Genomic DNA, 25,889 nt, shown 5'->3' with positions numbered 1-25,889 from the left:
GCCATCCTTCGAGACGCCCGCTTTGTGCGGGCTCCTCAGGATGAGGGCGGCGTGCTTGCGACAGAGCTCCGCTACAGCGTCTTCAGATACTCGATCAGATCGTAGCGCTCGTTGTCGTCCTTGAACACGCGGCCGATCACGCCGGGACGTTTTTCCTCGCCCGGCTTGCGCTCGAAGGAGTGGCCGAGCACGCTGTTGCCCTGGATCGGATCCTTCTCCGATCCCGCCGAGAACTCGGTTTCACCCGTCTTGCATTTCTCGTCGGCGGTGACCGCAAAGCCGACGGTCACGGGATCATAGTCGCGGCGGCCCATGCAGAATTTTTGCGGGCGCTCGCTTGCAGGCTTCAGCAACCAATAGAGAGACGGCACCGAACCGTTGTGCAGATAGGGCGCCGTGGCCCAGATGCCGTTCAGCGGCCGTGCCCGATAGCGTGCTCCTCCCACCGGATTGAGGCAGTTCTTGCGCGCGAGATTCCACAATTTCGCCCGCTCGGCGTCCGGAGTCTTCTCGTCGTCCATCCATTTGCGGGCGACGAGATCCACCACCGTCATCAGCCCGAGCGCATACACCATCTCGGTCGGCGAGCTCGCAGTCGAGACGTCGCATTGCCACCATTTCTGGAGGTCGGCCGTATTCACCTTCAGGAAGCCGGGCACATCGACGATCCTGTTGCTGAGCACGAGCGACTGTTCGGGATCCGTCTTGATCTCGTCGAGCGGGATCGTCACCGCGTTCAGCACCTTGCTCTCGCCGCTCGGCTCCCAATGTCCCGACGACCAGAAAGCCGGGGTGTCGATCGCCGGCAAATGGCATCCGGAGCACATCTCGGCGTAGATCTTGCGGCCATTGTCGACCTTCTTCTGATCGAGCCTCCAATTGTCGCCGAGGATCTGCGACGGCCATTTCGGCGCCAGCAGGCCGCCGAACTTCGGACCGGTGGAGGGATCCGCCGTCTTGAACGGATCGGGCCCCCTGAGCATGTCCTCGATCCAACCGAGCGTGTTGATATGAACCGAGGAGCGCCACAGCCTGTCCTCCGGGTAGGCGTCGGACAGGTTGAGCAGCGCCGTCACGCCGAGGGCTTCGCCGGCGTTGCGGATCAGCGGTTGCTCGATCGAGGCGTCGTACTGGGCGAACTTGAACCAGGGCACGGTCCAGATCGGGGGATAGCTGACCGGAGCGTCCTGGGCATGTAGGTTCTTCTCGAATCCCTTGAGCCCGCTCAGCGCGAGATCCTGCGAAAAGACCTGGTTACCGATGCGATTGAGAGCGTCGAGGCGACCGAACCCTTCCTCGGTGTCCTGCTGCTGCCTGCCGTTCCAGGTCTTCTTGGCTTCAATCGTCTTTTGCTGGAGCTGCGCCCAGTCGATCAGGAAGTTGCCGATCGCGCTGAGCTTCTGCTTGAGCGCGTTGCGGTCCGTCTTGCTGGCATCGGGGCCGAGCACGCGATCGGCGAAGCGCTGGAAGCGGAACGGCACGTAAAGCGTGTAGGCGATCGACAGGCCGGTGGAGAGCTCGAGCTTCTTCAGATCGGTCATGGCCGGGCCGCCGTCGAAACGCAAGTCCACGCCCTGGTAATGGATCTGGCCGGTATGGCAGGCCGCGCAGGTCAGCCCGATCTTGTCCTCTTCGCGCCGGCCGGTCGCGGGATCGCTGATCCCGGTCAGTCGTGCAAAGCCGACCGGCAGGCCGTCGACGTTCTCCGCCGGCGTCCACCTGGTCGACCAGTCCGACACTTCCGTCGTCTCGTAAACATTGGCGTAGCCGAAGCGGCGCAGTGACGTCGCGTCGGTCTGGATCGACTGCGGGCTCGGGATGAAGCCGAAGCGCTCGAGATAGGCGCTGTCCGTCATCATGCCCGGCCGCGAGAACAGATGCAGGCGCGGCTGCTCCAACGCCATGAACCATTCATAGGGTACCGGGAAAGTCGCGGTGCCCTGGCTGGCATGGTGAAACCAGTGCCTATCCTTCAGTGACCAGTTCTGTTCGAGCCAAAAGGCCGCCTTCGTCTCGGGGACCTTGGGCAAGGGCGGCGGCAGGAGATTCACGAGAATTCCCTTTTGCGGCAGCATGGCGCGCACCTGGTCGGGGAATTCGGCGACCGCAACGAGCAGGGCGAGACCGAGGACGACGAGCAGGGCCGCAACCTTGAGGGCGCCCCGCACCACGCGCTGGCAGGTTGACAGCACCGGCTGCGATACGAGCCGCTGGTTGATGCGAGCAGGGAATTGGCGCTCGTTGAACAGAGTGCGCACGTCGGCCACGCTGAGATAGCGGTCCTCACCCGAGCCCTTGCCCACGATCTTCAGGAGGATCGGCCATTCGAACTTCATCAGCAGGGGGTAGTACCAGCGCGCGGCGCCGCCGGCGCGCTTGAGGTTGTCGCGCATGAAGGCGCCGATTTCCGAGGCGTTGAGACCCGGCTCGGATCCGCCGCCGTTCGGATCCTGGTAGGTCCGGCCGAAGCTCGCAAACCGCGCGAGCTCGTCCTCATCGACCTTGCCGTCGACGCCGAGGACGCGCGAGCCGGCACCGCGCTTGTCGAGAGGGCCGCCACGCAGCGCGTCGAGCTGCGCGCCCGAAAATATGCTCTTCAGGATGTGACCGAGACCGTTGGCGATGAGCGCGACGCCGCGGACCTGAATGCGGGCCGAGACCTTCTTCAGCCCGGTCTCGCCGCTCGCATTCGCGATCGTTTGCGACAGCGTGTTGAGCGGGACGGTGCCGCCATCAACAAAACCTTCGCCGACGAGGCCGCGCAGGAATGGACAGGGATTGTTCGGCGAGACCTGGATCGAGGGGTCGAAGGGGGGCTTCGAAGCGGAGTCATGCATGGCCCAAAATCCTGAAAACGGCGAATCGTGAAATACAGACGCGGCGATAGAGCGCGGAAAGTCCTAACAAACCGACAGCACGCTATACTACTTCAGCGTGTAGCGAAGTGTGGTGGAATTCACTGTCGTGTCAAGAAAGGCGGAGGGGAATTGCCGCGTGGCCGCGGCCGGCCTTCAGGATTCGGCGACGCGTTTGAGGTCGCTCTGGACCAGAGTCAGCTTAGCGAGCGGCACACCCGCATTCAAAAGTCCGTCGCGGTAATGGGCGAGGTCCTCGGGCCGCTTCCAGTGGAAATTGCGCAAATGACGGTCGACATTCAGGGTCGGGTAGTTGCCCATCAGCACGCGGGTCGCCTCGACCGCCTCGCCGGTCCGTCCCAATTGCGCCAGCGCCGCGGCGCGGATCGCCAGCGCCTGCAAATGGTTCGGGTTGATGTAGAGCTGTTCTCGAGCCCATGACAGGGTCGCGTCATATTGGCCCAGCAGATAATGGCTGAAGGCGTTCAGCGCGGCCCATTGGTAGCGCGGATCGCTGTTGTCGCGCTGTGCGGCCATCGAGAACAGCTCGATCGCTTCGCGGTGCTCGCCGATGACGAAATGGCAGATACCGAGCACGCCGCGCGCGCCGTTGTCGTAGGGGTTGAGCGCAACGGCGCGTTTGGCGGCGTCCATCGCGGCCTCGTAATGCCCCTCCAGCGCGTGGGTCCAGGACAGGATCGAGAACGCAAATGACGAGCGCGGATCGAGCCGGACGCTGGTTTCGGCAAGCTTCATCGCCTCGGCCCACATCTCGCGCGTGCCCTTGACCCAGCCGAAGTGGATGCTCTGGATCTGGATCGTGGCGAGATAGGCGTGCGCAATCGACAGCTTGGGCTCGAGCCTGATGGCCTCGCGGAACAGGTCGACGGCGATGGCCAGGTCTTCCTTGGTTTGCCGGTAATAGTGCGACAGCCCTTTCAGGAAGCGGTCCCAGGCAGTGACGTCGGTCGAGAGCCGCGCCGGCGCCGAGGCCTCGGCCCGGACGATCTCGGTGGCGATGGCGGCGGACAGGTTGGTGGTGATCTCGTCCTGCATCGCGAAGAGGTCGCCGATGTCGCGGTCGTAGCGGCCGGTCCAGAGCTGCTCGCCGGTCTCCGGCGCGATCAGCTCGGCGGTGACGCGGATCTTGGCTCCGGCGCGCCGCACCGAACCCTGGATCAGATAGGTGGCGTCGATCTCCCGCGCGATCAGGCGGTTGCTGACGTTGTTGCCCTTGAACACGAAGGTCGAGTTGCGGCTCAGCACGCGATAAAAGGATTGCAGCGACAGCGCGTGGATCAGATCCTCGGTCAGGCCGTCGGAGAAATATTCGTCCTGGGCGTCGCTGAGATTGGCAAAGGGCAGCACGCCGACGATCGCGGTGCGGTACTGCTGCGAGAGGGCGGATGCCTCCCTCAGCGCGGGCGCAAGCGCCGGTGCGCCCTCCGGCGTCCAGGTCCAGACCCCGATCGGATCCTTGATGTTCTTGAAGCGGTGGTTGCCGGCATCGACCAGCGGCACGGCGAGATGCTTGCTGGCCTCCTTGAAGGCCTTGGCCGAGATCGCGAAGCCGCCGGGGCTCGCCACGGATTCCAGGCGGACAGCAATGTTGACATCGTCACCGAAGACCTCGTCCTCGTCGGCGATGACGTCACCCATGTGGATGCCGAGGCGAAACTGCATGGCACGATCGGCGGGCAGATGGTGATTGCGCTCCGCCATCAACGTCTGCATCGCGATCGCGGCCTCGGTGGCGCCGACGATCGAGGGGAACTCCAGCAGGAAGCCGTCGCCGGTGTTCTTCACGACGCGGCCGCCGTGATTGAGGATGATGGGATGGATCGCGCTGCGATGGGCCTTGAAGGCGGCATGGGTGCCGGCCTCATCGGTGCCCATCATGCGCGAATAGCCGGCGACATCGGCGCAGACAATGGCAGCCAGACGTCTTTCCATATTCCGGAGCTCCAAGAGACTTGCAAGAGACTTGGAAGAGATCGAGGACCGGCCACGACGTGGCAGTCGCCTCGAATCCCCGCATTCAAAGAACCACTCCTTATAGAGCAGATGAGGCCCAGCGAAAGTATGATCCGCATTGCAAATTCGAGGTAAATCCTCGGCAATCCCGGCGGTGGACGGGGACGAGCGAACCCACTAAGCCGGCCTCTGAGGGCGACGGTTGGGCGGTGGAGGCAGGTCACACATGCTGGGCATTCACGAAATCTGGCTCTTCGTCCTGTCGGGCGTGCTGCTCAACATCACGCCGGGGCCTGATACGGTCTATGTGATCGGCCGCAGCATGCAGCTTGGCTGGCGAGGCGGCGCCGCGGCCGCGCTGGGCATCAGTTGCGGCTGCTTTTTCCACGTCATGGGCGCCGCGATCGGCCTTTCGGCCCTGTTGATGGCGTCATCGACCGCGTTCTCGATCCTGAAGCTGGTCGGAGCGGCCTATCTCGTCGTGACCGGGCTTCAGATGCTGTGGTCGCGCCCGGTGCTGGCCTCGGCCATCGACGAGCCGGTGCAGAGCTCGCTGCGGCGTGTTTTTCTCCAGGGCGTCTTCACCAACGCGCTCAATCCCAAGGTCGCGCTGTTCTTCCTGGCCTTCCTGCCGCAATTCGTCGCAGCCGACTCGGCGCACAAGCCGCTCGCCTTCCTGACGCTCGGCCTGATCTTCATCTGCACGGGAACGCTGTGGTGCCTGGTGCTGGCGGCGTTCGCGGCAAAGGCCGCCCACCGCTTGCGGAGCTCCGAAGGCGCGATCGCCTGGGTCAACCGTGCCCTCGGCGGCCTCTTCGTCTATCTCGGCATCCGCGTTGCCATGCTGGAGACGCGGTAGCTTCTTTTAAGCGAATTCCTTCAGAAGCGCGCTGCCGGCGAGATAGAGGCCGAGCAGGATCATCGCGATCAGGAACCAGCGGCGAAACGCTTCCGCCGGCATCCGCGCCCGCACCGTTTGGCCGATGTACATGCCGGCAAACGCGCATGCCATGCCCACGGCGCCCGGCACTGCGTTGGCCGGCGTCAGCAATCCGCCCGCGCTGAGATTGAAGGCGAGTGCCAGCGTCGCTGTCGTGAAGAACACGCCGAGCGCCTGCACCAGCTCGTCCTTCTCCATGCCGATCGCCTGCATGAACGGCATCGAGGGGATCACCTGCACGCCGGTCGAGGCCGAGATCACGCCGGTGACCACGCCGACCACGCCGCCGACCCATTTCTCGTTCTTTGGCGCAACGTGGAACTGGAATTTGTTCAGCCCGATGATCGCGTAGACGACCAGGAGTACGCCGAGCACGATCGTCCCGAAGCGCGCATGCGGGCCGGTGAGCGCGCCGGCATTAAGCCAGCACCCGATCACGGTGCCGATCATCAGCGGCCACAGCCGCCTCAGGATGTCGCGCAGATGGGGGCCGACAAAAGTCTGCCAGATGTTGGTGACGATGGCAGGCACGATCACGATGGCGATCGCGCGGCTGGGCGCCATGCTCACCGCGAGCAGGCCCATGGACACCGTCGGCAGGCCGAGTCCGACCACGCCCTTGACGAATCCGGCGATCAGGAAGACGGCGGCGATGAGAATGAGGAGCGGGTCGATCATATCTGCACATTGACCGATGCCGCGCGCCGGCACAATCTGTAGGTTACGGAGAAAACCTTCGTCTGGGACGAAGGCTGAAGGGACCTGCGATGCGCTTCGACCTCGTCGATCTCCAGCTGTTCATCGCGGTCGCCGACCAGCGCAGCATCACCCGCGGCGCGGAGCGGTCGCATCTGGCCCTGGCCTCGGCCAGCGCGCGCATCAAGGGGTTGGAGGATGCGCTCGGCGTCGCGCTCCTCAAGCGCGGGCGCCGCGGCGTCGAATTGACCGCGGCCGGCGAAAGCCTGCTCGATCACGCCCGTCTCGTCATCCACCAGATCGACGCCATGCGCGGCGATCTTGCCGGCTTTGCCAGCGGCGTGCGCGCGAGCGTGCACTTTCTCGCCAATACCTCCGGCCTTTCGGAGCATCTGCCGAAGGCGCTCGCCGGCTTCCTGCGCGAGCATCGCGACGTCGCTATCGACATCGAGGAGCGCGAAAGCTCCGACATCGCGGCCGCGATCACCGCCGGTGCCGCCGATCTCGGATTCGCCGCCGAGCACGCGCTGCCCGATCATATCGAGCGATTCGCCTTCAGCGAGGATCGCCTGACGCTGGTGACGTCGCGGCGCGGTCCGTTCGCCGGTCGCCGCGCGATTGATTTCCAGGAGGCGGGCGCTTGCGACTTCGTCGGGCTCACCAGCGCCACCGCGCTCCAGGTTCATATTTCGAAACACGCCGCCCGGCTCGGCATGCGGCCGCATTACCGCGCGCGCCTGCGCGACTTCGATGCGATCTGCCAGATGGTCGCCGCTGATGTCGGCGTTGCGCTGGTGCCCGAAGCCGCGGCCCGCCGCTGCGCAAAACTGATGCCGCTCGCCATGGTCCGCCTGCGCGATACCTGGGCCAACCGCAAACTCGTGATCTGCGCGCGAAGCTTCAAGACGCTGCCGCGCCCGGCGAAGATGCTGGTGGAGCATCTGCGGGCAGAGGCGGTGTGAGCTCTGCGCTACTTCGCCGTCTCGACCCCAGCGTCCTTGATCACCTTCGCCCATTTCTTCGTCTCGTCCACGATGAACTGGCGAAAATGCTCCGGCTCATCGCCGACCAGCGTTGCGCCCTGGGCGGCGAGCTTTTCCTTCACCGCGGGATCCGCCATCGCCTTGGTGGCCAGACTATGCAGCGCGGTGACGATCTCCTTCGGCGTGCCCTTCGGCGCGACCATGCCGTACCAGTTCTCGATGCGCAGATCTGGAAAGCCCGCTTCCGCCGTGGTCGGCACGTCAGGCGCGGTCGGCGCGCGCTCGGCGGAGCCGACCGCGATCGGCCGCAGGGCGCCCGCCTTGACCTGCGGCAGTAGCACGGGGAGATCCAGAAACGCCATCTGCACCTGCTGGCCCAACAGATCGTTTACCGCCGGCGCCGCGCCGCGATAGGGCACGTGGACGATGTCGATCCTGGCCGTCAGCTTGAACAATTCGCCGGCCAGATGCGGCAGGCTGCCGGGGCCGGAGGACGCGAAGTTGAGTTTTCCCGGCTGCGCCTTGGCGAGCGCGATCAATTCGCCGATGTCCTTCGCCGGCAAATTGGTAGCAACCACCAACATTTCCGGCACGGTTGCGATCAGCGTCACCGGCGTGAGATCGTTGAGCGTATCGTAGGCGACCCTTTCCATGCTCGGGCTGATCGCCAGCGCGCCGGCGCTGGAGATCGCGATGGTGTAGCCGTCAGGTGCAGCCTTGGAGACGGCATCGGTGCCGAGCACGCCGCCCTGGCCGCCGCGATTGTCGATCAGCACCGGCTGCCCTGACAGCTCCGACATGCGCTGGCCGATCACCCGCGCGATGATGTCGTTGGGGCCGCCGGCCGGGAACGGCACGATCAGCTTGATCGGCTTGGCCGGGAAATTCTGGGCGCTAGCCAGTGTCGGAAACAGAAGCAAGGCCGCGAGAAGGAGCGTGCGCCGGTTGGTCATGCAGGCTCCCTGAAGCATGATCCGGAAAAGTGTGCAGCGGTTTTCCGAGAGGATCATGCGCAAACAATAAATCGCCTAGCCGTTGAGCAGTTTCAGTGCTTCTTCGTGAACCCTGGCGTCGCCGGCCGCGATGATGCGGCCGCCGCCCTGCGCTGGCTTGCCTTCCCAGGTGGTGACGACGCCGCCGGCGCCGGTCACGATCGGGATCAGCGCTGCGATGTCGTAAGGCTTCAGCTCGGTCTCGACCACGAGATCGACGTGACCTGCCGCCAGCATGCAATAGGAGTAGCAGTCGCCGCCATAGCGCGACAGGCGCGCATCCTTCTCGATGCGGCCGAAGATGGCGCGGTCGCGCTCGTTCATCAGCAGCGGGCTGGTGGTGTAAGTCGTTGCTTCCGACAGCGAAGCGCAGCGCCGGACCTGGAGCCGGCGCTCGCCGGAGGGGCCCTTATAATGAGCCGAGCCGCTGTCGCCGGAAAAGCGTTCGCCGATGAAGGGCTGGTGCATCATGCCGTAGACCGGCGTGCCCTTGTGCAGGAGCGCGATCAGCGTGCCCCAGATCGGAAAGCCCCCGATGAAGGATTTGGTGCCGTCGATGGGGTCGAGCACCCAGACATAGTCCGAATCCTCGCGCTCGTTGCCGAATTCCTCGCCGACGATGCCGTGCTGGGGAAAGTTGGCCTTGATCAGACGCCGCATCACCGCCTCGGCGGCGCGGTCGGCCTCAGTCACAGGGTCGAAATCCTTGGTCTTGCTCTTGTCCTCGATCGACAGCGAAGTGCGGAAGAACGGCAGGATGGTTTCGCCGGAGGCGGTGGCGAGCCGTCCGATGAAGGCGGAGAAATCGATCACCGTCACGGCGTATCCTCAAAAAGCGAAAGTCGGGTGAAGCTCACTCCTGCCTAGCTCAAATCGGAAGGATCGTGCAGCGCTGTCTTGCTTTTGCACCCTGGTATTTTGGATGCCGAAGGTGTTCGCCTCATCAAAGTCATCCGCTGGGCAAATATCGATCATTGAGTTGAAACCTTAGTTCCGGGTTTGCCTCGTTCGTATGCAAATGACTATCAACCCATTGAATTTCCTTATCAAAGGAACTGAATCTGGGTTTCTCTGGAAGCAACCGAGCTATGTCCTCATTGCATGGGAAATCGCTCGAAAGCCCTTGCACTTTGTGCGTCGCGGCCGCATATTGTTGCGGTGCGGTAGCGCTTCTCGCGTTACTGCTGCCCTCCTTGGGCGTTTCCTCCCTAGACTTGGGCCGCTTCTTCATTAGAAGCGGCCCTTTTTTCTTTCAGCTCTCATTTCTTTCAGCGTTGGCTTTCATTTCGATGCGCGCCGCGAAACGCGTTCGCGCTGATCGCATCCAACACAATCGTTCGAAGAAAACGTCGCGCCTATTCCGCTGCGGCCTGGAACGGGCCGAGATCGCCGAACGGCACCGTGGTCGCCAGCACGTCGGCGAGCACGCCGAAGTCCGACGCAACTTGCGCAAAGCGCGGACTGCGCTCGCGCCGCCGCTCGTCCATGTAGATCGCTCGGTTGAGCTCGAGCTGCACGGCGTGCAGGCCACTGGCCGGGTTGCCGTAATGCTCGGTGATGAAGCCGCCGGCATAGGGCTTGTTACGGCCGATCGAATAGCCGAGCCCGGTCATGGTCTCCTCGACCCGGTCGGGCAATAGCGGGGTGCAGCTCGTGCCGTAGCGGTCGCCGATCACGATGTCGGGCCGGCGCGGCTCGTCGCGGGAGACGCCGACCGAGGGCATCGAATGGCAATCGACCAGCACGACGGTGCCGAACATCTGGTGCACCTTGTTGATCAGCCGGCGCAGCGCGCGATGATAGGGCTTATACAGCGTCTCGATCCGTCCCAGCGCATCGTCGACCAGGATACGTTCGCGATAGATCTCCTGGCCATCGCCGACCACGCGCGGAATGGTGCCAAGCCCGCCGGCGACCCGCATCGAGCGGGTGTTGGCAAAGCTCGGCAGGCGCCCGGTGAACATCCGGGGATCGAGCTCGTAGGGCTCGCGGTTGACGTCGACATAGGAGCGCGGAAAGTTGACCCGCACGGTCGGGAAGCCGCGCTCGCTGAGATGGCCGATCAGCTCGTCCATGAACGAATCTTCGGAACGCCGCAGCGTCGGCAGGTCGATTCTGGAGGCGCTGAGGAATTCGTCCGGATAGGTCGAGCCGGAATGGGGCGAGTTGAAGATAACCGGCGCGCGCCATTGCGCGGGCTCAACGATCTCGAAGGCTAGCGACTTGTCGCCGTCAAACCGGGTCATCTTCTCAGGCTTCGTCCCTTGGTGTCAGGCTTCGTCCCTTGGCAATCAGGCTTCGCCCCTTGGCGCCGCACGATCCAACGAGCCCGGCACCGGCCTCAACGCGTTGATTCGGCCGATCGGGCGGCACTTATGTGTCGTCATTGTCCGGAATCGCAACCATCCTGCCAAGCGAAAAGATGTGATCTGCGCTGGAACATGTCTTAACCCTGCGGGCAGCGAGGTGGGGACCGGCAGGTACGGCTCGATTGCTTCGTGCCGTATTCCGGTTCACAAGAGCCCGGCAGCGCGAGCTGCGGAGGGTAAAGATTTTCACCCCAAATTTACTCTCCGTCGGGCTTAGTGACCTCTGCTGATATCCTCTGGGGATTCGACATTTCCGCCATGCCAAAGATCCTGCTCGCCGAAGACGACAACGACATGCGCCGTTTCCTGGTCAAGGCGCTGGAAAACGCCGGTTTTCAGGTCTCGTCCCACGATAACGGCATGGCCGCCTATCAGCGGCTGCGGGAAGAGCCGTTCGAAATGCTGCTCACCGACATCGTGATGCCGGAGATGGACGGCATCGAACTCGCCCGCCGGGCCTCGGAACTCGACCCCGACATCAAGATCATGTTCATCACCGGCTTCGCCGCGGTCGCCCTGAACTCGGATTCGGACGCCCCCAAGAACGCCAAGGTGCTGTCCAAGCCCGTGCATTTGCGCGAATTGGTCAGCGAAGTGAACAAGATGCTGGCGGCCTAAATCGGCCCCCTTCCGTCCTTGCACCGGCTCCCCTGAGCCGTTATAGGGACCCGACCCGATCTAGACGACATCTAGGGCGCGTAGCTCAGCGGGAGAGCACTACCTTGACATGGTAGGGGTCACAGGTTCGATCCCTGTCGCGCCCACCACGCTTCGCCTTCGGCTTCGCGTGGCACAGCCTGGAAAATCACGGGGAAGCGTGTCCGGTGTAGCTCGAAGAGCGGAGACGGACTGGAGCGGCGGCCTCCTTCGCCGACACACCCCGCTGGATACCCCTATTTCAGTTCGGTGTTTGCGATCGGAAGGATGGAGGCGACGTGCCAGCCGTTCGCATCCTGAACGTAGGTCTGGCTGATCAGAAACGTATTTTGTTGTGGGGGCTTGCCCGGAAGACCGCGCGTGAAAACGATAGGGACGAGGATCTGCATGACCTCGTTCGAGATCACGGCGACGCGGAATTTCGACATGTCGGGTTCGAGGTGCCAGGTGCCCTCGTAATAGGTCTTGAACCGCGCGGCGACCTCATCGCGACCGTGCGTCTCGATGTTTCTGGCAAACAACAGCGTGCCGGGTGAATTCAGGAGCATGGCCTTCACGGCGTCCGCATCATGCGCATTCTGCGCCGCGATGAATTTCTCGAAGATGGTTCGTGCCTCGGCATCATTTGCGGCAGCCTGTGCGCCTCCGGCCGGCCAGAACGTTGCGGCGAGAAGCAGCGCTGCGGCAAACGCCGCAAACTGACGGCGCCGTGAAAACATTCGTGGCGTGAAATTGCCTGAAGGCATCTCGGGTCGGATCATGGTCACCTCTGGTCATTTGCCGGCGGCATTTGAATGGTGAGCGTCATACCATTGTGGCCAGGTCGATGTTTTCAGGATTGCACGATCGGCGATGACCCCGACATCACGGAAACGTAGGCTTCCGGATCCCACAGGACCAGGCAGGCAAACCCTCGCCGCGAGCAGCGAGTTGAGTTATCGTCTTGCGGTGGAAGTAACCCGGATGAAGCTTGCCCATGAGCGTGTCCGTCATCGAGCAGGCAAAGATCCAGGCGCAGGTGCTGGTGCCCCTGGTTAAGGCGTTGCAGGCCGAGCTCGGCGAGGCGCGCGCCAATGCATTGGTGCGCAAGGCGCTTGGCGACCTCTATCGCGGCTTCGGCGAGGAATTCTGGAAGGCCAAGAACAGCGCGAACAACGAAGCCGATCTCGGCAAGGCCGTCGCGTCGGCGTTCAAGACCTATGCCCGCGACGACGCGCTCGCCTATGACATCATCGAGCAGACCCAGGACGTCTTTGCGTTCGACGTGACGCGATGCGCCTATGCCGAGTTCTACAAGGCGCTGGGCGCGCCGGAGCTCGGTTTCCTGCTGGTCTGCACCGCCGACTTCGCGACCGCGGATGGATTTGGCGCCGACGTCAGGCTCACGCGCACGCAAACCATCATGCAAGGCGCGTCCCAATGCGATTTCCGCTACCGGCGCGACGAGCGCGGATCAAAATGAAGGGAACGCGGATGATGCGGGCGAGCTGTGTTGCCCTGATGGCGCTGGCGCTGATGTCGTCGCTTGCCGATGCTGCGGTCATCGACTGGCAGGCCGAGCTGCAGCGCTGCCGCGCATTGCGCGAAAGCGTGGCGCCGCTGCTTCAGGCCGGCGAGGGCATCTCGGCCGTGGGCCGCTCCAACAGATCCGTCCGCCGCTGCATCTGGATCCAGCGCATCGCGGTGCGCAGGAAGATTCCCGGCGCGGAGGTTTGGTAGCGTAGCTGGCCAGGCAGCGCTGCTGCCGCACACTCGTCATTCCGAGCGCAGCGAAGCAATCCAGACTGTTTCCGCGGAGGGGTTCTGGATTGCTTCGCTGCGCTCGGAATGACGATGTGCAAGCAGCAACGTGTTCGGCTCATCGCCTTCCGAGCAGCAACTCCTTCAATCCGGTTGGATAAAGGCTCGGGCCGCCCGCCACATCGAGCTCGCCAAGATCAAACCAGCGCGCGACGATCTCTTCTCCATTATCCTCGCGGAAATCAATACGGTCCTGGCCGGCGAACGCGCCATCCGGAAACGCGACCTCGGCGATGAACATCACCTCGTGCCCGGTCGATCCTTCGTGCACGAAAATATTCTCCATCACCATCGGCTCGCTGGTGATGGTGATCCCGACACCGAGCTCCTCGTGGAACTCACGCACCATCGCGGCCCGCCAGCTCTCGCCGAACTCGATCTCGCCGCCGAGCGGACGCACGCCCTTGATCCGCCCCGCATCGTCACGCACCTCGGCCGCGAGCAGCCGGTCGTTCCGCCAGTGCAGGCCGATCGCGACGACCCGGATGTTCGAATGAGGGCGCCATGTGGTCATGGGGGGATCGTTATCGTGCGCACCACCTCGGTGCAATGCGCAGCTTGATCCGCGATTCCCCGCCTGCCATTGTCCGGCCGCCCACCACGGCAGCGAGAAATGAAGGCAGGGTTATCGAAATGAGGAGCGTGAACAAGCCCGGCGGCAACTACTTGCCGGTGATCATCCATAGTGGAATTGCGTATGTCAGCGGTCAGCTGCCACGTCGCGGCGAAGACCTGCTGTATGCGGGCAAGGTCGGCGCAAATGTCGACATCGCGGCCGCACAGGAGGCGGCAGCCCTCTGCGCCGATCTCTGCATTGCGGCCATCAATCACGCAACGGGTGGCGAGGACAGGATCGTCCAGGTCCTGCAGCTCGTCGGCTACATTGCGTCAGCGCCTGGATTTACCCAGCAGTCGCAAGTCATGAACGGTGCCTCCGACCGGCTGATCGAGCGCCTAGGTGAGCGCGGTCGCCACGCGCGTACCTCCGTCGGTGTCGCCGAATTGCCGCGGGGCGCGCCGGTCGAGCTGAACATGGTCGCCGCCGTTCGGGAGTAAGAGGCGGCCCTATGTCACAAGATATTTGGCAACCGCCGCCTCGTCCCACGCAATGCCGTTGCCGGGCTCTTCGCCCGGCAGGGCACAGCCATCCTTGATTTTCAGACGCGTCGCCAGTACCGCGTCGGCCCAGTCGACATATTCCAGCCAGTGTGCTGTCGGCGTTACGCAGAGCAGATGCGCGCTGACTTCCGAGAACAGATGCGTCGACATCTCGATCCCGGCGGCGTGCGCCAGCGCGGCGGCGCGCAGCCAGCCGGTGACGCCGCCGATGCGCTGCACGTCGGGCATCACGTAGTCGCAGGACTCAGCGGAGAGCGCGGATTGCATCGCGAACGCGCTGTCGAAATTCTCGCCGATCTGAACCGGGGTGCGCAGCGCATCCGCGATACGGGCGCAGCCCTCATAATCGTCGTGACGAATCGGCTCCTCGATCCAGGTAAGGCCCTCGTCGTCGAGCATCTCGCCGCGGCGGATCGCCTCGGTGACCGTCAGAGCCTGGTTGTAGTCGCACATCAGCGTCACGTCGTCGCCGACGGCCTTGCGCACCGCGCGCACCACTTTCAGGTCTTCCCGCGCATCGGGGCGGCCGACGCGGATCTTCGCGGCCTGAAAGCCCTCAGCCAGCAACTTGTGGGCTTCCTCCACCGCGGCACCCGCCGGCATGATGCCGAGCCCCTTCGAATTGTAGGCCGGAACCGGCTTCGGCGCGCCGCCGAGCAGGCGCGCCAGCGGCAGGCTTCGAGCGCGGGCCAGCGCGTCCCATGCCGCCATGTCGATGCCGGATTGCGCCAGCCGCTGCAGGCCGGCGAGCCCGAGCAGGGTGAAGCGCTGGGTCAGCTTGCGCTCGATCTCGAACGGTAGCAGCTCATCGCCCGCAAGCAGCTCCGACATTTCCGCGACCATCGCCGTCAGCGGCTTCAAGGCCGAGGGGGTGATCGAGAACAGATAGGCGTGCCCGGTTGCGCCGAGGTCGGTCTCGCAGTCGATCAGCACCAGCGGCGCCTTTGCGACAGCCCCGGTCGAGGTCTTGAGCGGGAGGTTCATCGGCACGATCACGGGGCGCGCATTGAAGCGCTTGATACGGATGGTCTCGGTCATTTGGTGGATCTCCCGGCGGAGTGAATGCAGATTAATGCCGATCTTAGACATTCGCCATGAAACGAAAAGCCGCTTGGCACGACCACCATAAAATGGGGTTGCGCGGGAGCGCGTTTATTGGCTCTGTGCAGCAAATCCCCCCGGTTCAAGCCAAGAACACTCATCACGGAGCCAAAGAGTGAAGCAAGAGATCTCCGAAGAGCAGCGCAAGAGCGGCATCCTGACCGGTGCCGCGATCGCCTTCCTGCTGCTCGCCCTGCCGCTGGCCGTGTGGCTGGACCTGACGGAGCTGAGCAAGACGGCGCTGCGCCGGCAGGCCGCCGATCTCAATTCGGTCATTACCAGCGTGCGCAGCTATTATGCGTCCAACGTGGTCGGTCGCATCCTCGCCAATCCAAATGGCTCGACGAGGGTCGTTCACAACTACGAATCCGTCCCCGGCGCGATTCCGATCCCGGCGACATTGTCGCTGGAACTCGGGCGGGTGATCGGGGCGCAGCAGGAAAACATCACCTACCGCTTCGTCTCGGACTTTCCGTTCCAGAACCGCGCTCCGCACCAGCTCGACAAGTTCGAGAAGGATGCGCTGGAAGCTCTGCGCGCGGATCCCGAGCAGAAGATCGTCGAGACCGAGACGTCGCTGTTCAACGACAAGGTCCGGCTGATCGCTCCGGTGACGATGGGCCCGGCCTGTGTCAGCTGCCACAACAGCCACCCCGAGAGCCCGAAGAAGGACTGGAAGGTCGGCGACGTCAGAGGCATCCAGGAGGTGATCATCGCCCAGCCGATCGCCGCCAACATCTTCTCGTTCAAGTTTTTGCTGGCCTACTTCCTGATCGCTGCCGGCAGCGGCTTGTCGTTCCTCTCGCTGCAGCGCCGTCAGGCGAGCCGCATCAAGGGCATGAACAAGGAGCTCGAATCCGCCAACGATTTCCTCGCCTCGCTCTCGATGAAGATCTCGCGCTACATTCCGCCACAGGTCTACCGGAGCATCTTCTCCGGCCAGAAGGACGTCACCATCCACACCGAGCGCAAGAAGCTCACCATCTTCTTCTCGGACATCCAGAACTTCACCGCGACGGCGGAGCGGCTCCAGCCGGAGTTGCTGACCCAGCTCCTCAACGAATATTTCACCGAGATGTCGGCGGTCGCCCACGAATATGGCGGGACCGTCGACAAGTTCATCGGCGATGCCATGCTGATCTTCTTCGGCGACCCCGAGACCAAGGGCGACCGCGCCGACGCGCAGGCCTGCCTCCAGATGGCCTGGCGCATGCAGCACCGCCTCACCGAGCTCAATGCAAAATGGCGCGCCTCCGGCATCGAGCTGCCGTTCAAGGCCCGCATGGGAATCAATTCCGGCTATTGCAACGTCGGCAATTTCGGCAGCAGCGACCGCATGGACTACACCATCATAGGTGCCGAGGCGAACCTCGCCGCGCGCCTGCAATCGATCGCCGAGCCCGGCGGCATCGTGCTGAGCTACGAAACCTTCGCGCTGGTCAGCGACATCGTCCGCGCCCACGCCTTGCCCGCGATCACGATGAAGGGCATCAGCCGCGAGATCATTCCCTATTCGGTCGACGCGCTGAACGACACGGCGGCCGAAACGAGCGGGATCATCACCGAGCGAGCGCCGGGGCTGGAGCTCTATCTCGACCCTGCGGTGGTGAAATCCGGCGACACGGCGCGGGTGCGCTCGCTGCTGGAGAACGCGCTGGCCTCGCTGAAGCCGGCGTGAGGAAGCGGACAGACTTGCGGAGCGGCTTTTGTGATCGCGAGAGTCCCCGTGCGGCCCCGCAAGGGGGGAGGGAACGCAGTTGTGCGTGTGGCTACGTCAGGGTGACGACAATGGCTTTGGGGCGGTGAACTCACTGAGCTTGTGAGCCCAGCCCTCACTGCGCGGCACACTGCGCTCCCTCCCCCCTTGTGGGGGAGGGCGGGGGAGAGGGGTAGCCCAGCAAAAGGTGGGCGTCGGTCACCTCACCGCGCCGCGCCTTCCGTGAAGGCGGTTTCGATCACGTCGCCGAAGGGTTGCCAGGAACGGCCGTCGAACTGGACCAGCCGCATCTGCCTGATCGGCAGGTAGCTGTTCGGCGAGGTGTTCATCCTGATGTTGGGCAGGGCGACCGAGGGCTGATAATTCTTCAGCGAAGCCGCCTGACGCATGATGTTCTCACGCGAGAAATCGTCGCCGCATTGTTTCAGCACCTGCGTCAGCGCCTCGGCCGCGGCATAGCCATAGAGCGCCGCGCTGTTGTTGGTGCTTTCGACGTGATGGTATTTGTCCATGAAGGCGAACCAGTCCTTCATGGCGGGGTCGTCTTTCCACGCGGGATCGCTCGGGTCCTTCAGAAAGGCGGCCGAGATCACGCCGGAGGAATTCTCCAGGCCTGCGGGCGCCATCGCATTGGCGATCGAGGCGGAGGCATCGTTGACGATGAAGACCGGGCGCCATTTCAGTGCCGCCGCCAGCTTGATCACCTTGGCCGCCGTCGAGGGCACGCCGAGAAAGACGAAAATATCGGCGCCGGCGCGCTTGAGGATCGAGACGTGCCCGTCAAGATGCTCATCGGCAATGTCGAAGGCGATGTCGACGAGGACGAGACGGTTCAGATCGCCAAGACCTTCCTCCATGCCCTTGAGAAGCGCACGCCCGAACTGGTCGTTCTGCCAGAGCACCACGATCTTCTTCCTGGGATAATAGGCCTGGAGATAGTTGGCGTAGATGCGCCCCTCCGACCGGAACGACGGCTGCCAGCCCATGGTCCAGGGAAACGCCTTGGCCTGGCTCAGCTCCTCATCGCCGGAGGCGACGAACAGCTGCGGAATCTTCTTCTCGTTCAGATACCAGCGCGCGGCGAGATTGCCCGGCGTGCCGAACGAGCCGAACATCAAATGCACATCGTCCTTCTCGACCAGGTTGCGGGTCAGCTCCAGCGCGGTGGTCGGGTCGGAATTGTCGTCGCGGGTGATGAAGCGGATCTTGCGGCCGTTGATGCCGCCGCGCGCATTGACCATGTCGAAATAGGCGGCTTCCGCCTGCCCGATGGCGCCGAACTCCGAGAGCGGTCCCGAATACGGCATGACATTGCCGATGCGGATTTCGTTGTCGGCGGTGGGTTGATCGGCACGCTCCTGCGACATCGCCCCGAGCGATGCCAGGGCAACCATCAACACGAACAGCATCCTGCCGGAGATGTGCATGCCCGATACCTTGACGTTGGCCCCTCATCGAGGTCGGCTCAATCCCCAGCAAGGCGAGTTGATCTACGTCAAGCGTTTGGCAACGCTGTGGCTTGAAGGACCTCTTCTGCAAGGCAGCTGTCTGCCCGAGGAAAAGGGGCAAGCGTGCTGACGCGCCGACAATCGAGGGAGTCCCCGTGTGGCACCCCTCTCCCTAACCCTCCCCCACAAGGGGGAGGGAACGCACCTTACCTGTGGCGAGGGCACTCTGACTCATTGGCTTCATAACGACGAGCGCACAAAGAAGCCACGCGCTCCACTGCGCTCCCTCCCCCCTTGTGGGGGAGGGCGGGGAAGAGGGGGGCCCAGCAAATGGTGTGTCGTTAGCGTATCGCTGGCAAACCCTTACGGCAGACCGCGCGCCTCGAGCTGATGCACCAGCAGCAGGGTCGGCTCGGCGAGGCTGTCGCCGGAGCCGTCGAGGCCGAAAGCGCTCGCGATGCCGTCGCGGCTGCGCAGCAGCGCGCTACGCGGACAATGGCCGGCGCCGCAGAGCGTCTTCTTCAGGGTTTCGCCCTGCGCCGTGATGCCGGCGGAATCATCCGCGGCCCAGGCCAGCACGATCGGGACGTCGACGTTGAGGATGCCGGGGAACACCGAACGCGTGTTGTACTGGCTGACGTCGCTGCCGAGATAGGCCTTCTCGCTGTCGCTCGCGTCCTTGCCGGCGCGGTAGACCCCGGATATCAGCACGACCGCCGCGACATCGGCGCGGTCGGTCTGGAGCTCGGGATGGGCCAGCAGGGTGGCGACATGGAACGCACCGGCGCCGTAGCCGACCGCGACGATCTCGCGGGCATCGCCGTTGAACAGGTCGATATTGCCGTGGATCCAGGACAGCGCCGCCGCCACGTCGGTCGCACCCGCCGGCCACGTCGCCGAGGGCGCCAGTCGATAATTGACGCGCACGCCGATCATCTCGTTGCGTGCCGCAAAGCACATGGCCTGGTCCTGGATCTGGCGCGACAGCTCCGGCGCGGCGCGGTCGCCGGTGAAGGTGTCGCCGGCCACGAACAGCAGCACCGGCCGCGGCGTGTCCGCCTTGGTCGTGCTGGCGGCGACATCGAGCACATTGGCTTCGCTCTCGCCGTAGCGCAGGCCGCGCGAGAAGGTGACCTGCTCGCACAGCCGCGCGGTGCCGCCCGCGGTGGTGTCATTGTCGGTGAGGCCCACCCGGACGAGGTCGGAGGGCGCGGCCGGCCGCGCCGGCAAGGGGCCGTGTGCGGAGGCTGCCGTCACGCCCAGAATCAGAAAAAATGCGAGAAAATTCTTCATGTCGGTGTCGGCCCTGCGTGCCCGATATGGGCTCGCGCATTTGGCCCGTCTTTTCAATTCGCCTTATTAGTTAGCTGGTCATGAGGCGATTTCACGGCACCCGTGGTTCTCTCCCGCCGCGTCCGCCACGCGCGGCTCAATTCCCCGGCTCGAACGTGCACTCCGCCCCGCTGCCGTCTTTCCGGCGGATGGCATTGGGGTCGATCGTGCAGCTCAGCTTCGTCAGACTCTCGAAATTCGATCCCGCGGCGCCGTCGGGCGGAATGCCGGCCAGTGCTTCGGTGGCGAAGATCTCGTTGGCCGTGGAGCCGTTCACCGTCCTGGTCTTCTTGCCGAAAGTGACCTCGCAGTTCCGGACGGTGATGTCGACATTGCCGGCGCGACAGACGATTCGATCGGCGGTGACCACGATCGGCTTCTTGTAGGGAATGTCGCTGTTGGCGGCGAACAGCATCGCCATTGCCTTCTTCTCGGCGCCGGACAGGGCCGACGACAGCGGCGCGATCACCCCCGCGAGCGCCAGCGCCGTCGAGCCCGAGACTTTTGCGGGCGTCGCGCCGGAGGCTCCGGCGATGCCGGAGGCGGTCGCGACAACGAGGGCGCAGGCGAGGATCAATCGACCGGGTTTCATCTTGCCTCCCTGGACCCTGGATCTCAGGCCGCTTTCTTCCGCTTGGCAACCTTCCTGGTGGTCTTTTTGGCCTTTTTCTTCTTCGCCGCCTTCTGGGCTGCGAGATAGGCTTCGACTTTCTTTGACGAATGACCGGCCGCGGCGACGGCGGCCTTCAGCTTTGCCGGGGTGATCTTGAATTTCTTCGACCAGTAGCGGACCTCATAGGCTTCGCTGAGCGCGATCCGGCTCTTGTCGGCGGCGCGGTGCTTCTGAAGCTTGATGTAAGCCTCGACCTTTTTGGCGGAGTGGCCGACCTTCTTGACGGCATATTTCAGCTTGGCCGGCGTCACCTTGAATTTCTTCGACCAGTAGGCGACTTCGTACTTCTCGGTGAGCGCGATCAGCGCCCGATCGGCTCCGCCCCGCTTTGCCTTGTTGTCGGCCATGCTTCCCTCCCGCCCAATGCGTGGGTCCAATCTAGCATGGAACCCGATTCGGAAGGCAAGCCGCCAACGCCGCGATGATGGCGCGGCGCGGCCGTTTCGCACCGATGTGTCAAACCGTTGTGTGGCGCGACCTTCCCCGAACCGGCAACGGCTTTCTTCTGTGCATGGGGTTGTTTTCGCGTTTTTTTGTTTGGCCCGCCCTTCAGGCCTGCTTCATCGTCCGGAAGGTGATGGAATAGCGGCGCGCCTCGACCGGCGGGATGCTGTGCTCCCATTGCGACCGCGCCTCGCCGTCCATCATGTAAAGCGAGCGCGGCAGGGCTTCGAGCGTGTGGCGCTCCCATTTGTCGCCGCTACGGCGGCGGAAGCGGAATTTGCAGGACGAACCCAGCGACAGTCCGAGGATTTTGTCGAAATGCGGCTTGTCGCGGTGCCAGCCGATGCCGACGCCGGCCTCGTATTCGGTGCATAGTACTTGCCGCACGCTGCCGACGGCGAGCCCCGCCCATGCCTCGACCTGCCGCGCGACGGGCAAGAGCCAGTCCGGGACCGGCTCGGCCTCGGCCAGCCGCTGCGCCGTGTAGTCATAGCGATAGCCGAAGGACGCCACCCGGCGGTTGCCCTCGAAGGCGCCGAACTGGAAGCGGTGGAGCGGCAATGCTGCGATGCGGCCGATGAGCGCCTGCTCGACGGCGGCCTCGACGAAGTCATCGGTATAGCGAAGGCCGGCGGGCCCTGCTTGCGGATCGGCGAACAAACCAAGCTGCGTCATTCCTCGCATTTCCGTGATGGAACCTAATGGGTGCTGATGCGACTTACATATGACGCGGAAAGTAACGTGCGAGGCTGTCATGGCAGAGAAGCATACCGCCGATCCGGCAGAGATCATGCGGGCGACCGGTCATCCTGAGCTGGAATACGCCGCCGGCTGGACCATCGCCGGCTTGGTCACCATCGGCACCATCGTCGCCGCCTGGGTGTTCGCGATCTAGCCCATTGGAAACTGGAGCTCGAACGCCGCGCCCTGATCGGTCGGCTTGAGCCTGATCGAGCCGCCATGGCTCGCCATCACGGCGCGCGCTATCGCGAGCCCCATTCCGGTGCCGCCCTGGTCGCGGCGGGTGGTGAAGAACGCGTCGAAGATCCTGTCGCGGTTCGGCCCCGAGATCGGCTCGCCGTCATTGCTCATCGTCAGCAGCAGCGTCGTGCGCTCTTCGATCGCCTCCAGCCTGATTGTCCCAGCCTTGTGCCGCATCGCATTGTCGGCGAGGTGCGATAGCACGATCAGCGCCTTCTCGGCCGACATGCCGATCATCAGGGCGAGGCTGCCGCTGGCCTCGATCGAGCTCGCCGGAAACCGGCTCCTGAGATCGGCAATCACGGGCGCCAATTCGGTGCGCTCGTTTTGCGGCAGGCTCTCGGCACGCGCGAGTTCGCGCAGCCGCTGCGCCATCGCTTCCAGCCGCTTTGTGTCGGACAGGATGTTGGCGATGAACGTCTCCTGCTCGGCCGGCGTGAGGCTGCCCGCTTTGCCTTGAACCGAATCCTGCAACAGCTCGGCGGCGCCCTTGATCGAGGTCAGCGGCGATTTCAGCTCGTGGGTGAGGTGGGCCGAGAAGGTCGCGATGTAGTCCGAGCGGCGCGCGAGCTGCTCGGCCATGCCGAGGAAGCTGTGCGAGAGCTGGGCGAACTCGCGCGTGCCGTAGTGCCGCAGCGGCCTGAACGCCTCGCGGTCGCCGCGGCCAATTCTGGTGGCGCGATCGATCAGCTCGCGCATCGGCAGCGTGATGGTGCGCGAGAATACGAGGCCAATCGCGATCGTGCCGAGAGCCACGGCAAGACCCGCCAGCACGAACTTGGTCCGCTCCTGGTACAGATGGTCGAAGATGTTGCTCGGTGTCCGCGTCGTGTAGATCACCCCTGCGACGCGGTTGTTGACGATAACAGGCATTGCCGAAAACACGTGGACGCCGAGGCCGCGGCTGAAGGAATAGATCGACGGCGGCGGCTTGTCGGGCACTCGGTTGCGCAGGGTGGCGCGGTATTGCCCATGCAGGGCGTCCGCGATCTCCTCGATATGGGCGAGCGACTGCCCGACCTCCTGCCGCCCCGCGATCACCACGCCCTGCGGATCGAGGATCCGGAAGCCCGCCAGCGTCACCTTCTGGGTTTCGCGGATGATCGGCGTCAGTCTTGCGCCGATCCCGACATAGGCCGGCTGTGCCGGCTGCGGAGCGGCTTGCGCATCAGGCCGCCGCCGCAGGAGGTCGTTGGCGGTGAGGTCGAGCGCGGGACGGATCGGGGTGACCTGGTCGCCGGGGTCGGGCAGCACGCCTGACGGTACCTCCGCGCCGAGCATGAGGCCGCTATCGAGCCTTGCTGTGACTTCCTGCGCATAGATCGTCGCGAGCACGCGGCTCTGCGCAATCAGCTCGGCCTGGGTCTGGCGGATCAGCTGGTTGTCGTAGAGGCGGAAGAAGAACAGGCCGACCAGCGGCAACACGCCGACGGTCGCCAGCACCGTGAAGATCACCAGGGTGAGCGACGGCCGCCATTTGTCGGGCGCCGCGCTCATGCCTCTTTCTCGCAGCGGCCGAGCTTGAAGCCGACGCCGTGAATGGTCTCGATGACGTTGTCGCAGGCCAGCGCCGCGAGCTTGGCGCGGATGTTGCGGATGTGGCTGTCGATGGTGCGGTCGGAGACCTGGATGTTGAGCTGATAGGCCGCTCGCATCAGCTGCTCGCGATTGAAGACCGAGGTCGGCCGGGTCAGGAACGCGCGCAAGAGGCCGAACTCGATCGCGGTCAGCTTCAGCGGCGTGCCGGCGAAGGACGCGACATGCTGCTCGGGGTCGATCAGGAGCCCGCCTTGCGCAAGTGCTGACGGCCCCGCCTTGGCCTCGCCATTGCGCGGGCTGATACGACGCAGGATGACATTGACCCGCGCCACCAGCTCGCGCGGGCTGAACGGCTTCGTCACATAATCGTCGCCGCCGATCTCGAGGCCGAGAATGCGGTCGATCTCCTCGTCGCGGGCCGACAGGAACAGGATCGGCACGTCGGAGCTCTTGCGGATTTCCCGGCAGACATCGAGGCCGTCGAATTCGGGCATGCCGATGTCGAGCACGATCAGGTCAGGCCTGTCGGCGGCAAAGCGGGTCAGCGCCTCCTTGCCGTCGCGCGCGTCGATCACGTCCATGCCGGCTTTCTTCAAAGCGACGCGGATGACCTCGCGGATATGGCCTTCGTCGTCGACGATGAGAATGCGATGCGCCAAGAATCTCTCCGCTGCCTCGTCAGCCCGCCGGCTGAGCTTTCGCCAGCGCGTCCAGCCTGCGCTGGAGCCGCCAATTCCTGAAGCTCCAGCTCCGCCAGGCCAGATCCTGACGCTGGACTTCTACAAGCCGATCGCGCCGCGACACAAGGCAGTTGTCACCCGGGCGATGAGCGATGACCTTGTCGAGGGCAGGCAGCGCCTGCGGCCCGAGTGTGAGGAGATAGTTGGCGTCGACGCTCAAGCCCTTACCCGACATTTCGTTGCTGTGGCTCAGATTATAGTCGGCGATGAACGCATCGAAGTTCACCAGCGAGCAGCCATACAGCGCGATCGTTAACGCGATCAGATTGGCGCCGACGAGCCATTGGTTGGACCTGTCGAGCACGATACGGGCGACGATCAGTGTCAGCCCGAGCGCCACCAGCCCCATCCAGATGAAGGCCGCGATGCGCCAGTAGGTCAGCATGTAGATGTCGACGTAAAGGTCGAGGCGAAGGATGGAGGAGGCGACGAGCAGGACGTTCTGTCCCACCCAGAGATACACCAGCGGCCGGATGATCTTCGATTTCTCCGCCGGACCGCCCGGGCGCATCGCCACCAGCACGAAGGCGGCGGCGAGGAGTGCGGTCGCGATCAGCGGATAGGCGCCGCGATGGGCATAGGCCGCATAGGTCAAATTGGTCGGCAGCGCGACATGCCCCCAGAGATAGATGCCATCGAGGATTGATTGCGCCGCGAACAGCAGGTTGAACAGGATCAGCGAGCGAAGAATCGTTGAGGGTCCCAGGAACTCGGCCGATACGAAGGGCGGAAGCGGCGGTGGCACGGGGACGTCGGCGTCGGTCGTGGTGACAACTTTCCTGCGCCGCCAGCGCACATGGATGAACGGCCAGACCAGCGCCAGCATCATGGTCCAGAACAGCACACGCGGGATGCTGACATAGTCGAGGATGATCTTTGGATTGAGCAGGGACACCCACTGCTCGATCAGCGGATTGGCCGCGGCGAACAAGGCGACAAAGACGGTGCCGAGAGCTGCCGGCAGAAGCCAGAGTGCGATGCTCCGGGTGAGCGCCGACATGTTGAAGATTTGAAGCGCTTCGGGGAAGACCCTGAATGGCCCGAGCAAGGCAAAGTTTCGTAGCGCTCGGGCGCGGTCCGCGAGGCCCGTCGTCTCCGGATTGGTCGCGAGCAGCAGTGCCATGAGCAGCGCCGCGGTGAGGATCAGGAACGATAACGTGTTGAGCTCCTCTGTCGCCGGCACGAGACCGGCAACGAGAATGGCTGCACCGATCTTGGCGCGCCGCGGATCCAAGGCTGCATGATTGAAGAGCATCGACCCGCAAGCCGTCGCGATCGCAAAGAGCGTTAGCGATAGCCCGATACGCGGGCCATAGAACAGCCAGTCGGCGAGTGCAGCCAGTGCCAGTGCGAGGCCAAGCTTGGCAGAAATGGAGGAAGGCCTGATCGGCTGGAGGTCCGCTGCTATCGTCGAAGCCAGGCTCGTCATGTCCGGATGACCTTTCGTGAATGATGGCATCAGTCTGCACGTCGTTTGTGCAGAAGGCGGGATCGTCGTCTGCACGGCTTCAGGAGTCTTTTGCAGATTA

25 protein-coding genes and 1 tRNA gene are annotated in these 25,889 nt (G+C 64.0%); 9 read left to right on the top strand and 17 right to left on the bottom strand.

The features are described from left to right. Nucleotides 1–71 precede the first annotated feature (71 nt). A complete protein-coding gene (locus C7G41_RS01545) occupies nt 72–2,837 on the bottom strand; it encodes a di-heme-cytochrome C peroxidase (RefSeq protein ID WP_106940929.1) in 2,766 nt (921 codons plus the stop codon). Between the two features lie 174 nt (nt 2,838–3,011). Beyond that, on the bottom strand, nt 3,012–4,808 hold the full coding sequence (locus C7G41_RS01540) for a tetratricopeptide repeat protein (RefSeq protein ID WP_199198072.1): 1,797 nt from the start codon (nt 4,806–4,808) through the stop codon (nt 3,012–3,014). Between the two features lie 247 nt (nt 4,809–5,055). Here C7G41_RS01540 and C7G41_RS01535 point away from each other — a divergent pair, with 247 nt between their 5' ends. Then, entirely contained in the window at nt 5,056–5,688 is a 633-nt protein-coding gene (locus C7G41_RS01535) for a LysE family translocator (protein WP_106940927.1), read from the top strand. Nucleotides 5,689–5,694: 6 nt separating this feature from the next. On the opposite strand, the gene C7G41_RS01530 is transcribed toward C7G41_RS01535, so the two are convergent. Further along, on the bottom strand, nt 5,695–6,447 hold the full coding sequence (locus C7G41_RS01530; RefSeq protein ID WP_106940926.1) for a sulfite exporter TauE/SafE family protein: 753 nt from the start codon (nt 6,445–6,447) through the stop codon (nt 5,695–5,697). Between the two features lie 89 nt (nt 6,448–6,536). On the opposite strand from C7G41_RS01530, the gene C7G41_RS01525 reads away from it, so the two are divergent. Next, nucleotides 6,537–7,427 carry a LysR substrate-binding domain-containing protein gene (locus C7G41_RS01525; protein WP_106940925.1) on the top strand — a complete coding sequence of 297 codons (891 nt, stop codon included), beginning with the start codon at nt 6,537–6,539 and terminating at the stop codon, nt 7,425–7,427. A gap of 8 nt (nt 7,428–7,435) precedes the next feature. Here the strand turns inward: C7G41_RS01525 and C7G41_RS01520 are convergent, their stop codons facing one another. From C7G41_RS01520 to C7G41_RS01510, 3 genes are all read right to left on the bottom strand, one after another. Further along, complete coding sequence (locus C7G41_RS01520; RefSeq protein ID WP_106941452.1) at nt 7,436–8,401, bottom strand: tripartite tricarboxylate transporter substrate binding protein; 966 nt, start codon at nt 8,399–8,401, stop codon at nt 7,436–7,438. Nucleotides 8,402–8,476: 75 nt separating this feature from the next. Continuing rightward, on the bottom strand, nt 8,477–9,259 hold the full coding sequence (gene hisN / locus C7G41_RS01515) for a histidinol-phosphatase (protein ID WP_106940924.1): 783 nt from the start codon (nt 9,257–9,259) through the stop codon (nt 8,477–8,479). A 536-nt stretch (nt 9,260–9,795) separates the two neighbouring features. Next, complete coding sequence (locus tag C7G41_RS01510; protein ID WP_106940923.1) at nt 9,796–10,686, bottom strand: N-formylglutamate amidohydrolase; 891 nt, start codon at nt 10,684–10,686, stop codon at nt 9,796–9,798. A 381-nt stretch (nt 10,687–11,067) separates the two neighbouring features. On the opposite strand from C7G41_RS01510, the gene cpdR reads away from it, so the two are divergent. Then, on the top strand, nt 11,068–11,427 hold the full coding sequence (gene cpdR, locus C7G41_RS01500; RefSeq protein ID WP_007597092.1) for a cell cycle two-component system response regulator CpdR: 360 nt from the start codon (nt 11,068–11,070) through the stop codon (nt 11,425–11,427). Between the two features lie 74 nt (nt 11,428–11,501). Beyond that, nucleotides 11,502–11,576, top strand: a tRNA-Val gene (locus C7G41_RS01495). Nucleotides 11,577–11,702: 126 nt separating this feature from the next. On the opposite strand, the gene C7G41_RS01490 is transcribed toward C7G41_RS01495, so the two are convergent. After that, nucleotides 11,703–12,227 (bottom strand): nuclear transport factor 2 family protein, encoded by a 525-nt coding sequence (locus C7G41_RS01490; protein ID WP_106940921.1) that lies wholly within the window; start codon nt 12,225–12,227, stop codon nt 11,703–11,705. Between the two features lie 215 nt (nt 12,228–12,442). Here C7G41_RS01490 and C7G41_RS01485 point away from each other — a divergent pair, with 215 nt between their 5' ends. Together C7G41_RS01485 and C7G41_RS01480 are read left to right on the top strand one after the other, a co-directional pair. Beyond that, a complete protein-coding gene (locus C7G41_RS01485; RefSeq protein WP_106940920.1) occupies nt 12,443–12,928 on the top strand; it encodes an L-2-amino-thiazoline-4-carboxylic acid hydrolase in 486 nt (161 codons plus the stop codon). Then, on the top strand, nt 12,925–13,185 hold the full coding sequence (locus C7G41_RS01480) for a hypothetical protein (RefSeq protein WP_106940919.1): 261 nt from the start codon (nt 12,925–12,927) through the stop codon (nt 13,183–13,185). The genes C7G41_RS01485 and C7G41_RS01480 overlap by 4 nt, the downstream gene beginning before the upstream one ends. A 139-nt stretch (nt 13,186–13,324) precedes the next feature. Here the strand turns inward: C7G41_RS01480 and C7G41_RS01475 are convergent, their stop codons facing one another. After that, nucleotides 13,325–13,780 carry an NUDIX hydrolase gene (locus C7G41_RS01475; RefSeq protein ID WP_106940918.1) on the bottom strand — a complete coding sequence of 152 codons (456 nt, stop codon included), beginning with the start codon at nt 13,778–13,780 and terminating at the stop codon, nt 13,325–13,327. Nucleotides 13,781–13,899: 119 nt separating this feature from the next. Between C7G41_RS01475 and C7G41_RS01470 the strand changes: the two genes are divergently transcribed. Further along, complete coding sequence (locus C7G41_RS01470; RefSeq protein WP_106940917.1) at nt 13,900–14,322, top strand: RidA family protein; 423 nt, start codon at nt 13,900–13,902, stop codon at nt 14,320–14,322. A gap of 9 nt (nt 14,323–14,331) precedes the next feature. Here the strand turns inward: C7G41_RS01470 and C7G41_RS01465 are convergent, their stop codons facing one another. Next, a complete protein-coding gene (locus C7G41_RS01465; RefSeq protein ID WP_106940916.1) occupies nt 14,332–15,423 on the bottom strand; it encodes an enolase C-terminal domain-like protein in 1,092 nt (363 codons plus the stop codon). 178 nt (nt 15,424–15,601) lie between these two features. On the opposite strand from C7G41_RS01465, the gene C7G41_RS01460 reads away from it, so the two are divergent. Beyond that, complete coding sequence (locus tag C7G41_RS01460; RefSeq protein WP_106940915.1) at nt 15,602–17,164, top strand: adenylate/guanylate cyclase domain-containing protein; 1,563 nt, start codon at nt 15,602–15,604, stop codon at nt 17,162–17,164. A 242-nt stretch (nt 17,165–17,406) separates the two neighbouring features. On the opposite strand, the gene C7G41_RS01455 is transcribed toward C7G41_RS01460, so the two are convergent. From C7G41_RS01455 to C7G41_RS01435, 5 genes are all read right to left on the bottom strand, one after another. Continuing rightward, nucleotides 17,407–18,630 carry an ABC transporter substrate-binding protein gene (locus tag C7G41_RS01455; RefSeq protein ID WP_106940914.1) on the bottom strand — a complete coding sequence of 408 codons (1,224 nt, stop codon included), beginning with the start codon at nt 18,628–18,630 and terminating at the stop codon, nt 17,407–17,409. Nucleotides 18,631–19,014: 384 nt separating this feature from the next. Beyond that, a complete protein-coding gene (locus C7G41_RS01450; protein WP_106940913.1) occupies nt 19,015–19,944 on the bottom strand; it encodes an alpha/beta hydrolase in 930 nt (309 codons plus the stop codon). Nucleotides 19,945–20,080: 136 nt separating this feature from the next. Continuing rightward, a complete protein-coding gene (locus tag C7G41_RS01445; protein ID WP_106940912.1) occupies nt 20,081–20,575 on the bottom strand; it encodes a hypothetical protein in 495 nt (164 codons plus the stop codon). 23 nt (nt 20,576–20,598) lie between these two features. Beyond that, a complete protein-coding gene (locus tag C7G41_RS01440) occupies nt 20,599–21,003 on the bottom strand; it encodes a DUF3606 domain-containing protein (protein ID WP_106940911.1) in 405 nt (134 codons plus the stop codon). Nucleotides 21,004–21,205: 202 nt separating this feature from the next. Beyond that, entirely contained in the window at nt 21,206–21,775 is a 570-nt protein-coding gene (locus C7G41_RS01435; protein WP_106940910.1) for an alpha-ketoglutarate-dependent dioxygenase AlkB, read from the bottom strand. A gap of 79 nt (nt 21,776–21,854) precedes the next feature. Between C7G41_RS01435 and C7G41_RS37625 the strand changes: the two genes are divergently transcribed. Beyond that, a complete protein-coding gene (locus tag C7G41_RS37625) occupies nt 21,855–21,995 on the top strand; it encodes a hypothetical protein (protein WP_007597071.1) in 141 nt (46 codons plus the stop codon). On the opposite strand, the gene C7G41_RS01430 is transcribed toward C7G41_RS37625, so the two are convergent. The 3 genes from C7G41_RS01430 to C7G41_RS01420 are packed head-to-tail and all read right to left on the bottom strand — an operon-like array spanning nt 21,992 to nt 25,789. Continuing rightward, on the bottom strand, nt 21,992–23,578 hold the full coding sequence (locus C7G41_RS01430) for an ATP-binding protein (protein WP_106940909.1): 1,587 nt from the start codon (nt 23,576–23,578) through the stop codon (nt 21,992–21,994). The two genes, C7G41_RS37625 and C7G41_RS01430, sit on opposite strands and share 4 nt — an antisense overlap. Continuing rightward, the gene (locus C7G41_RS01425) at nt 23,575–24,279 is read right to left on the bottom strand and encodes a response regulator (RefSeq protein WP_106940908.1); all 705 of its coding nucleotides are present in this window, start codon (nt 24,277–24,279) and stop codon (nt 23,575–23,577) included. Before C7G41_RS01425 ends, C7G41_RS01430 begins: the two co-directional genes overlap by 4 nt. 19 nt (nt 24,280–24,298) lie before the next feature. Further along, a complete protein-coding gene (locus tag C7G41_RS01420; RefSeq protein WP_199198071.1) occupies nt 24,299–25,789 on the bottom strand; it encodes a DUF4173 domain-containing protein in 1,491 nt (496 codons plus the stop codon). Between the last annotated feature and the right edge of the window lie 100 nt (nt 25,790–25,889).

Source organism: Bradyrhizobium sp. MOS002 (genome assembly GCF_003020115.1).
In the GTDB taxonomy this organism is placed as follows: domain Bacteria; phylum Pseudomonadota; class Alphaproteobacteria; order Rhizobiales; family Xanthobacteraceae; genus Bradyrhizobium.
This window is presented reverse-complemented; position numbering and strand designations above follow the sequence as displayed.

What these genes read in the sequence shown, in the direction of transcription:
- C7G41_RS01430 (WP_106940909.1), bottom strand. Translation starts at nt 23,578, where the DNA reads ATGAGCGCGGCGCCCGACAAATGGCGGCCGTCGCTCACCCTGGTGATC.
- C7G41_RS01535 (WP_106940927.1), top strand. Translation starts at nt 5,056, where the DNA reads ATGCTGGGCATTCACGAAATCTGGCTCTTCGTCCTGTCGGGCGTGCTG.
- cpdR (WP_007597092.1), top strand. Translation starts at nt 11,068, where the DNA reads ATGCCAAAGATCCTGCTCGCCGAAGACGACAACGACATGCGCCGTTTC.
- C7G41_RS01530 (WP_106940926.1), bottom strand. Translation starts at nt 6,447, where the DNA reads ATGATCGACCCGCTCCTCATTCTCATCGCCGCCGTCTTCCTGATCGCC.
- C7G41_RS01510 (WP_106940923.1), bottom strand. Translation starts at nt 10,686, where the DNA reads ATGACCCGGTTTGACGGCGACAAGTCGCTAGCCTTCGAGATCGTTGAG.
- C7G41_RS01420 (WP_199198071.1), bottom strand. Translation starts at nt 25,789, where the DNA reads ATGACGAGCCTGGCTTCGACGATAGCAGCGGACCTCCAGCCGATCAGG.
- C7G41_RS01540 (WP_199198072.1), bottom strand. Translation starts at nt 4,808, where the DNA reads ATGGAAAGACGTCTGGCTGCCATTGTCTGCGCCGATGTCGCCGGCTAT.
- C7G41_RS01470 (WP_106940917.1), top strand. Translation starts at nt 13,900, where the DNA reads ATGAGGAGCGTGAACAAGCCCGGCGGCAACTACTTGCCGGTGATCATC.
- C7G41_RS01480 (WP_106940919.1), top strand. Translation starts at nt 12,925, where the DNA reads ATGAAGGGAACGCGGATGATGCGGGCGAGCTGTGTTGCCCTGATGGCG.
- C7G41_RS01440 (WP_106940911.1), bottom strand. Translation starts at nt 21,003, where the DNA reads ATGGCCGACAACAAGGCAAAGCGGGGCGGAGCCGATCGGGCGCTGATC.
- C7G41_RS01450 (WP_106940913.1), bottom strand. Translation starts at nt 19,944, where the DNA reads ATGAAGAATTTTCTCGCATTTTTTCTGATTCTGGGCGTGACGGCAGCC.
- C7G41_RS37625 (WP_007597071.1), top strand. Translation starts at nt 21,855, where the DNA reads ATGGCAGAGAAGCATACCGCCGATCCGGCAGAGATCATGCGGGCGACC.
- C7G41_RS01475 (WP_106940918.1), bottom strand. Translation starts at nt 13,780, where the DNA reads ATGACCACATGGCGCCCTCATTCGAACATCCGGGTCGTCGCGATCGGC.
- C7G41_RS01455 (WP_106940914.1), bottom strand. Translation starts at nt 18,630, where the DNA reads ATGCACATCTCCGGCAGGATGCTGTTCGTGTTGATGGTTGCCCTGGCA.
- C7G41_RS01445 (WP_106940912.1), bottom strand. Translation starts at nt 20,575, where the DNA reads ATGAAACCCGGTCGATTGATCCTCGCCTGCGCCCTCGTTGTCGCGACC.
- C7G41_RS01465 (WP_106940916.1), bottom strand. Translation starts at nt 15,423, where the DNA reads ATGACCGAGACCATCCGTATCAAGCGCTTCAATGCGCGCCCCGTGATC.
- C7G41_RS01485 (WP_106940920.1), top strand. Translation starts at nt 12,443, where the DNA reads ATGAGCGTGTCCGTCATCGAGCAGGCAAAGATCCAGGCGCAGGTGCTG.
- C7G41_RS01520 (WP_106941452.1), bottom strand. Translation starts at nt 8,401, where the DNA reads ATGACCAACCGGCGCACGCTCCTTCTCGCGGCCTTGCTTCTGTTTCCG.
- C7G41_RS01490 (WP_106940921.1), bottom strand. Translation starts at nt 12,227, where the DNA reads ATGATCCGACCCGAGATGCCTTCAGGCAATTTCACGCCACGAATGTTT.
- C7G41_RS01525 (WP_106940925.1), top strand. Translation starts at nt 6,537, where the DNA reads ATGCGCTTCGACCTCGTCGATCTCCAGCTGTTCATCGCGGTCGCCGAC.
- C7G41_RS01435 (WP_106940910.1), bottom strand. Translation starts at nt 21,775, where the DNA reads ATGACGCAGCTTGGTTTGTTCGCCGATCCGCAAGCAGGGCCCGCCGGC.
- C7G41_RS01545 (WP_106940929.1), bottom strand. Translation starts at nt 2,837, where the DNA reads ATGCATGACTCCGCTTCGAAGCCCCCCTTCGACCCCTCGATCCAGGTC.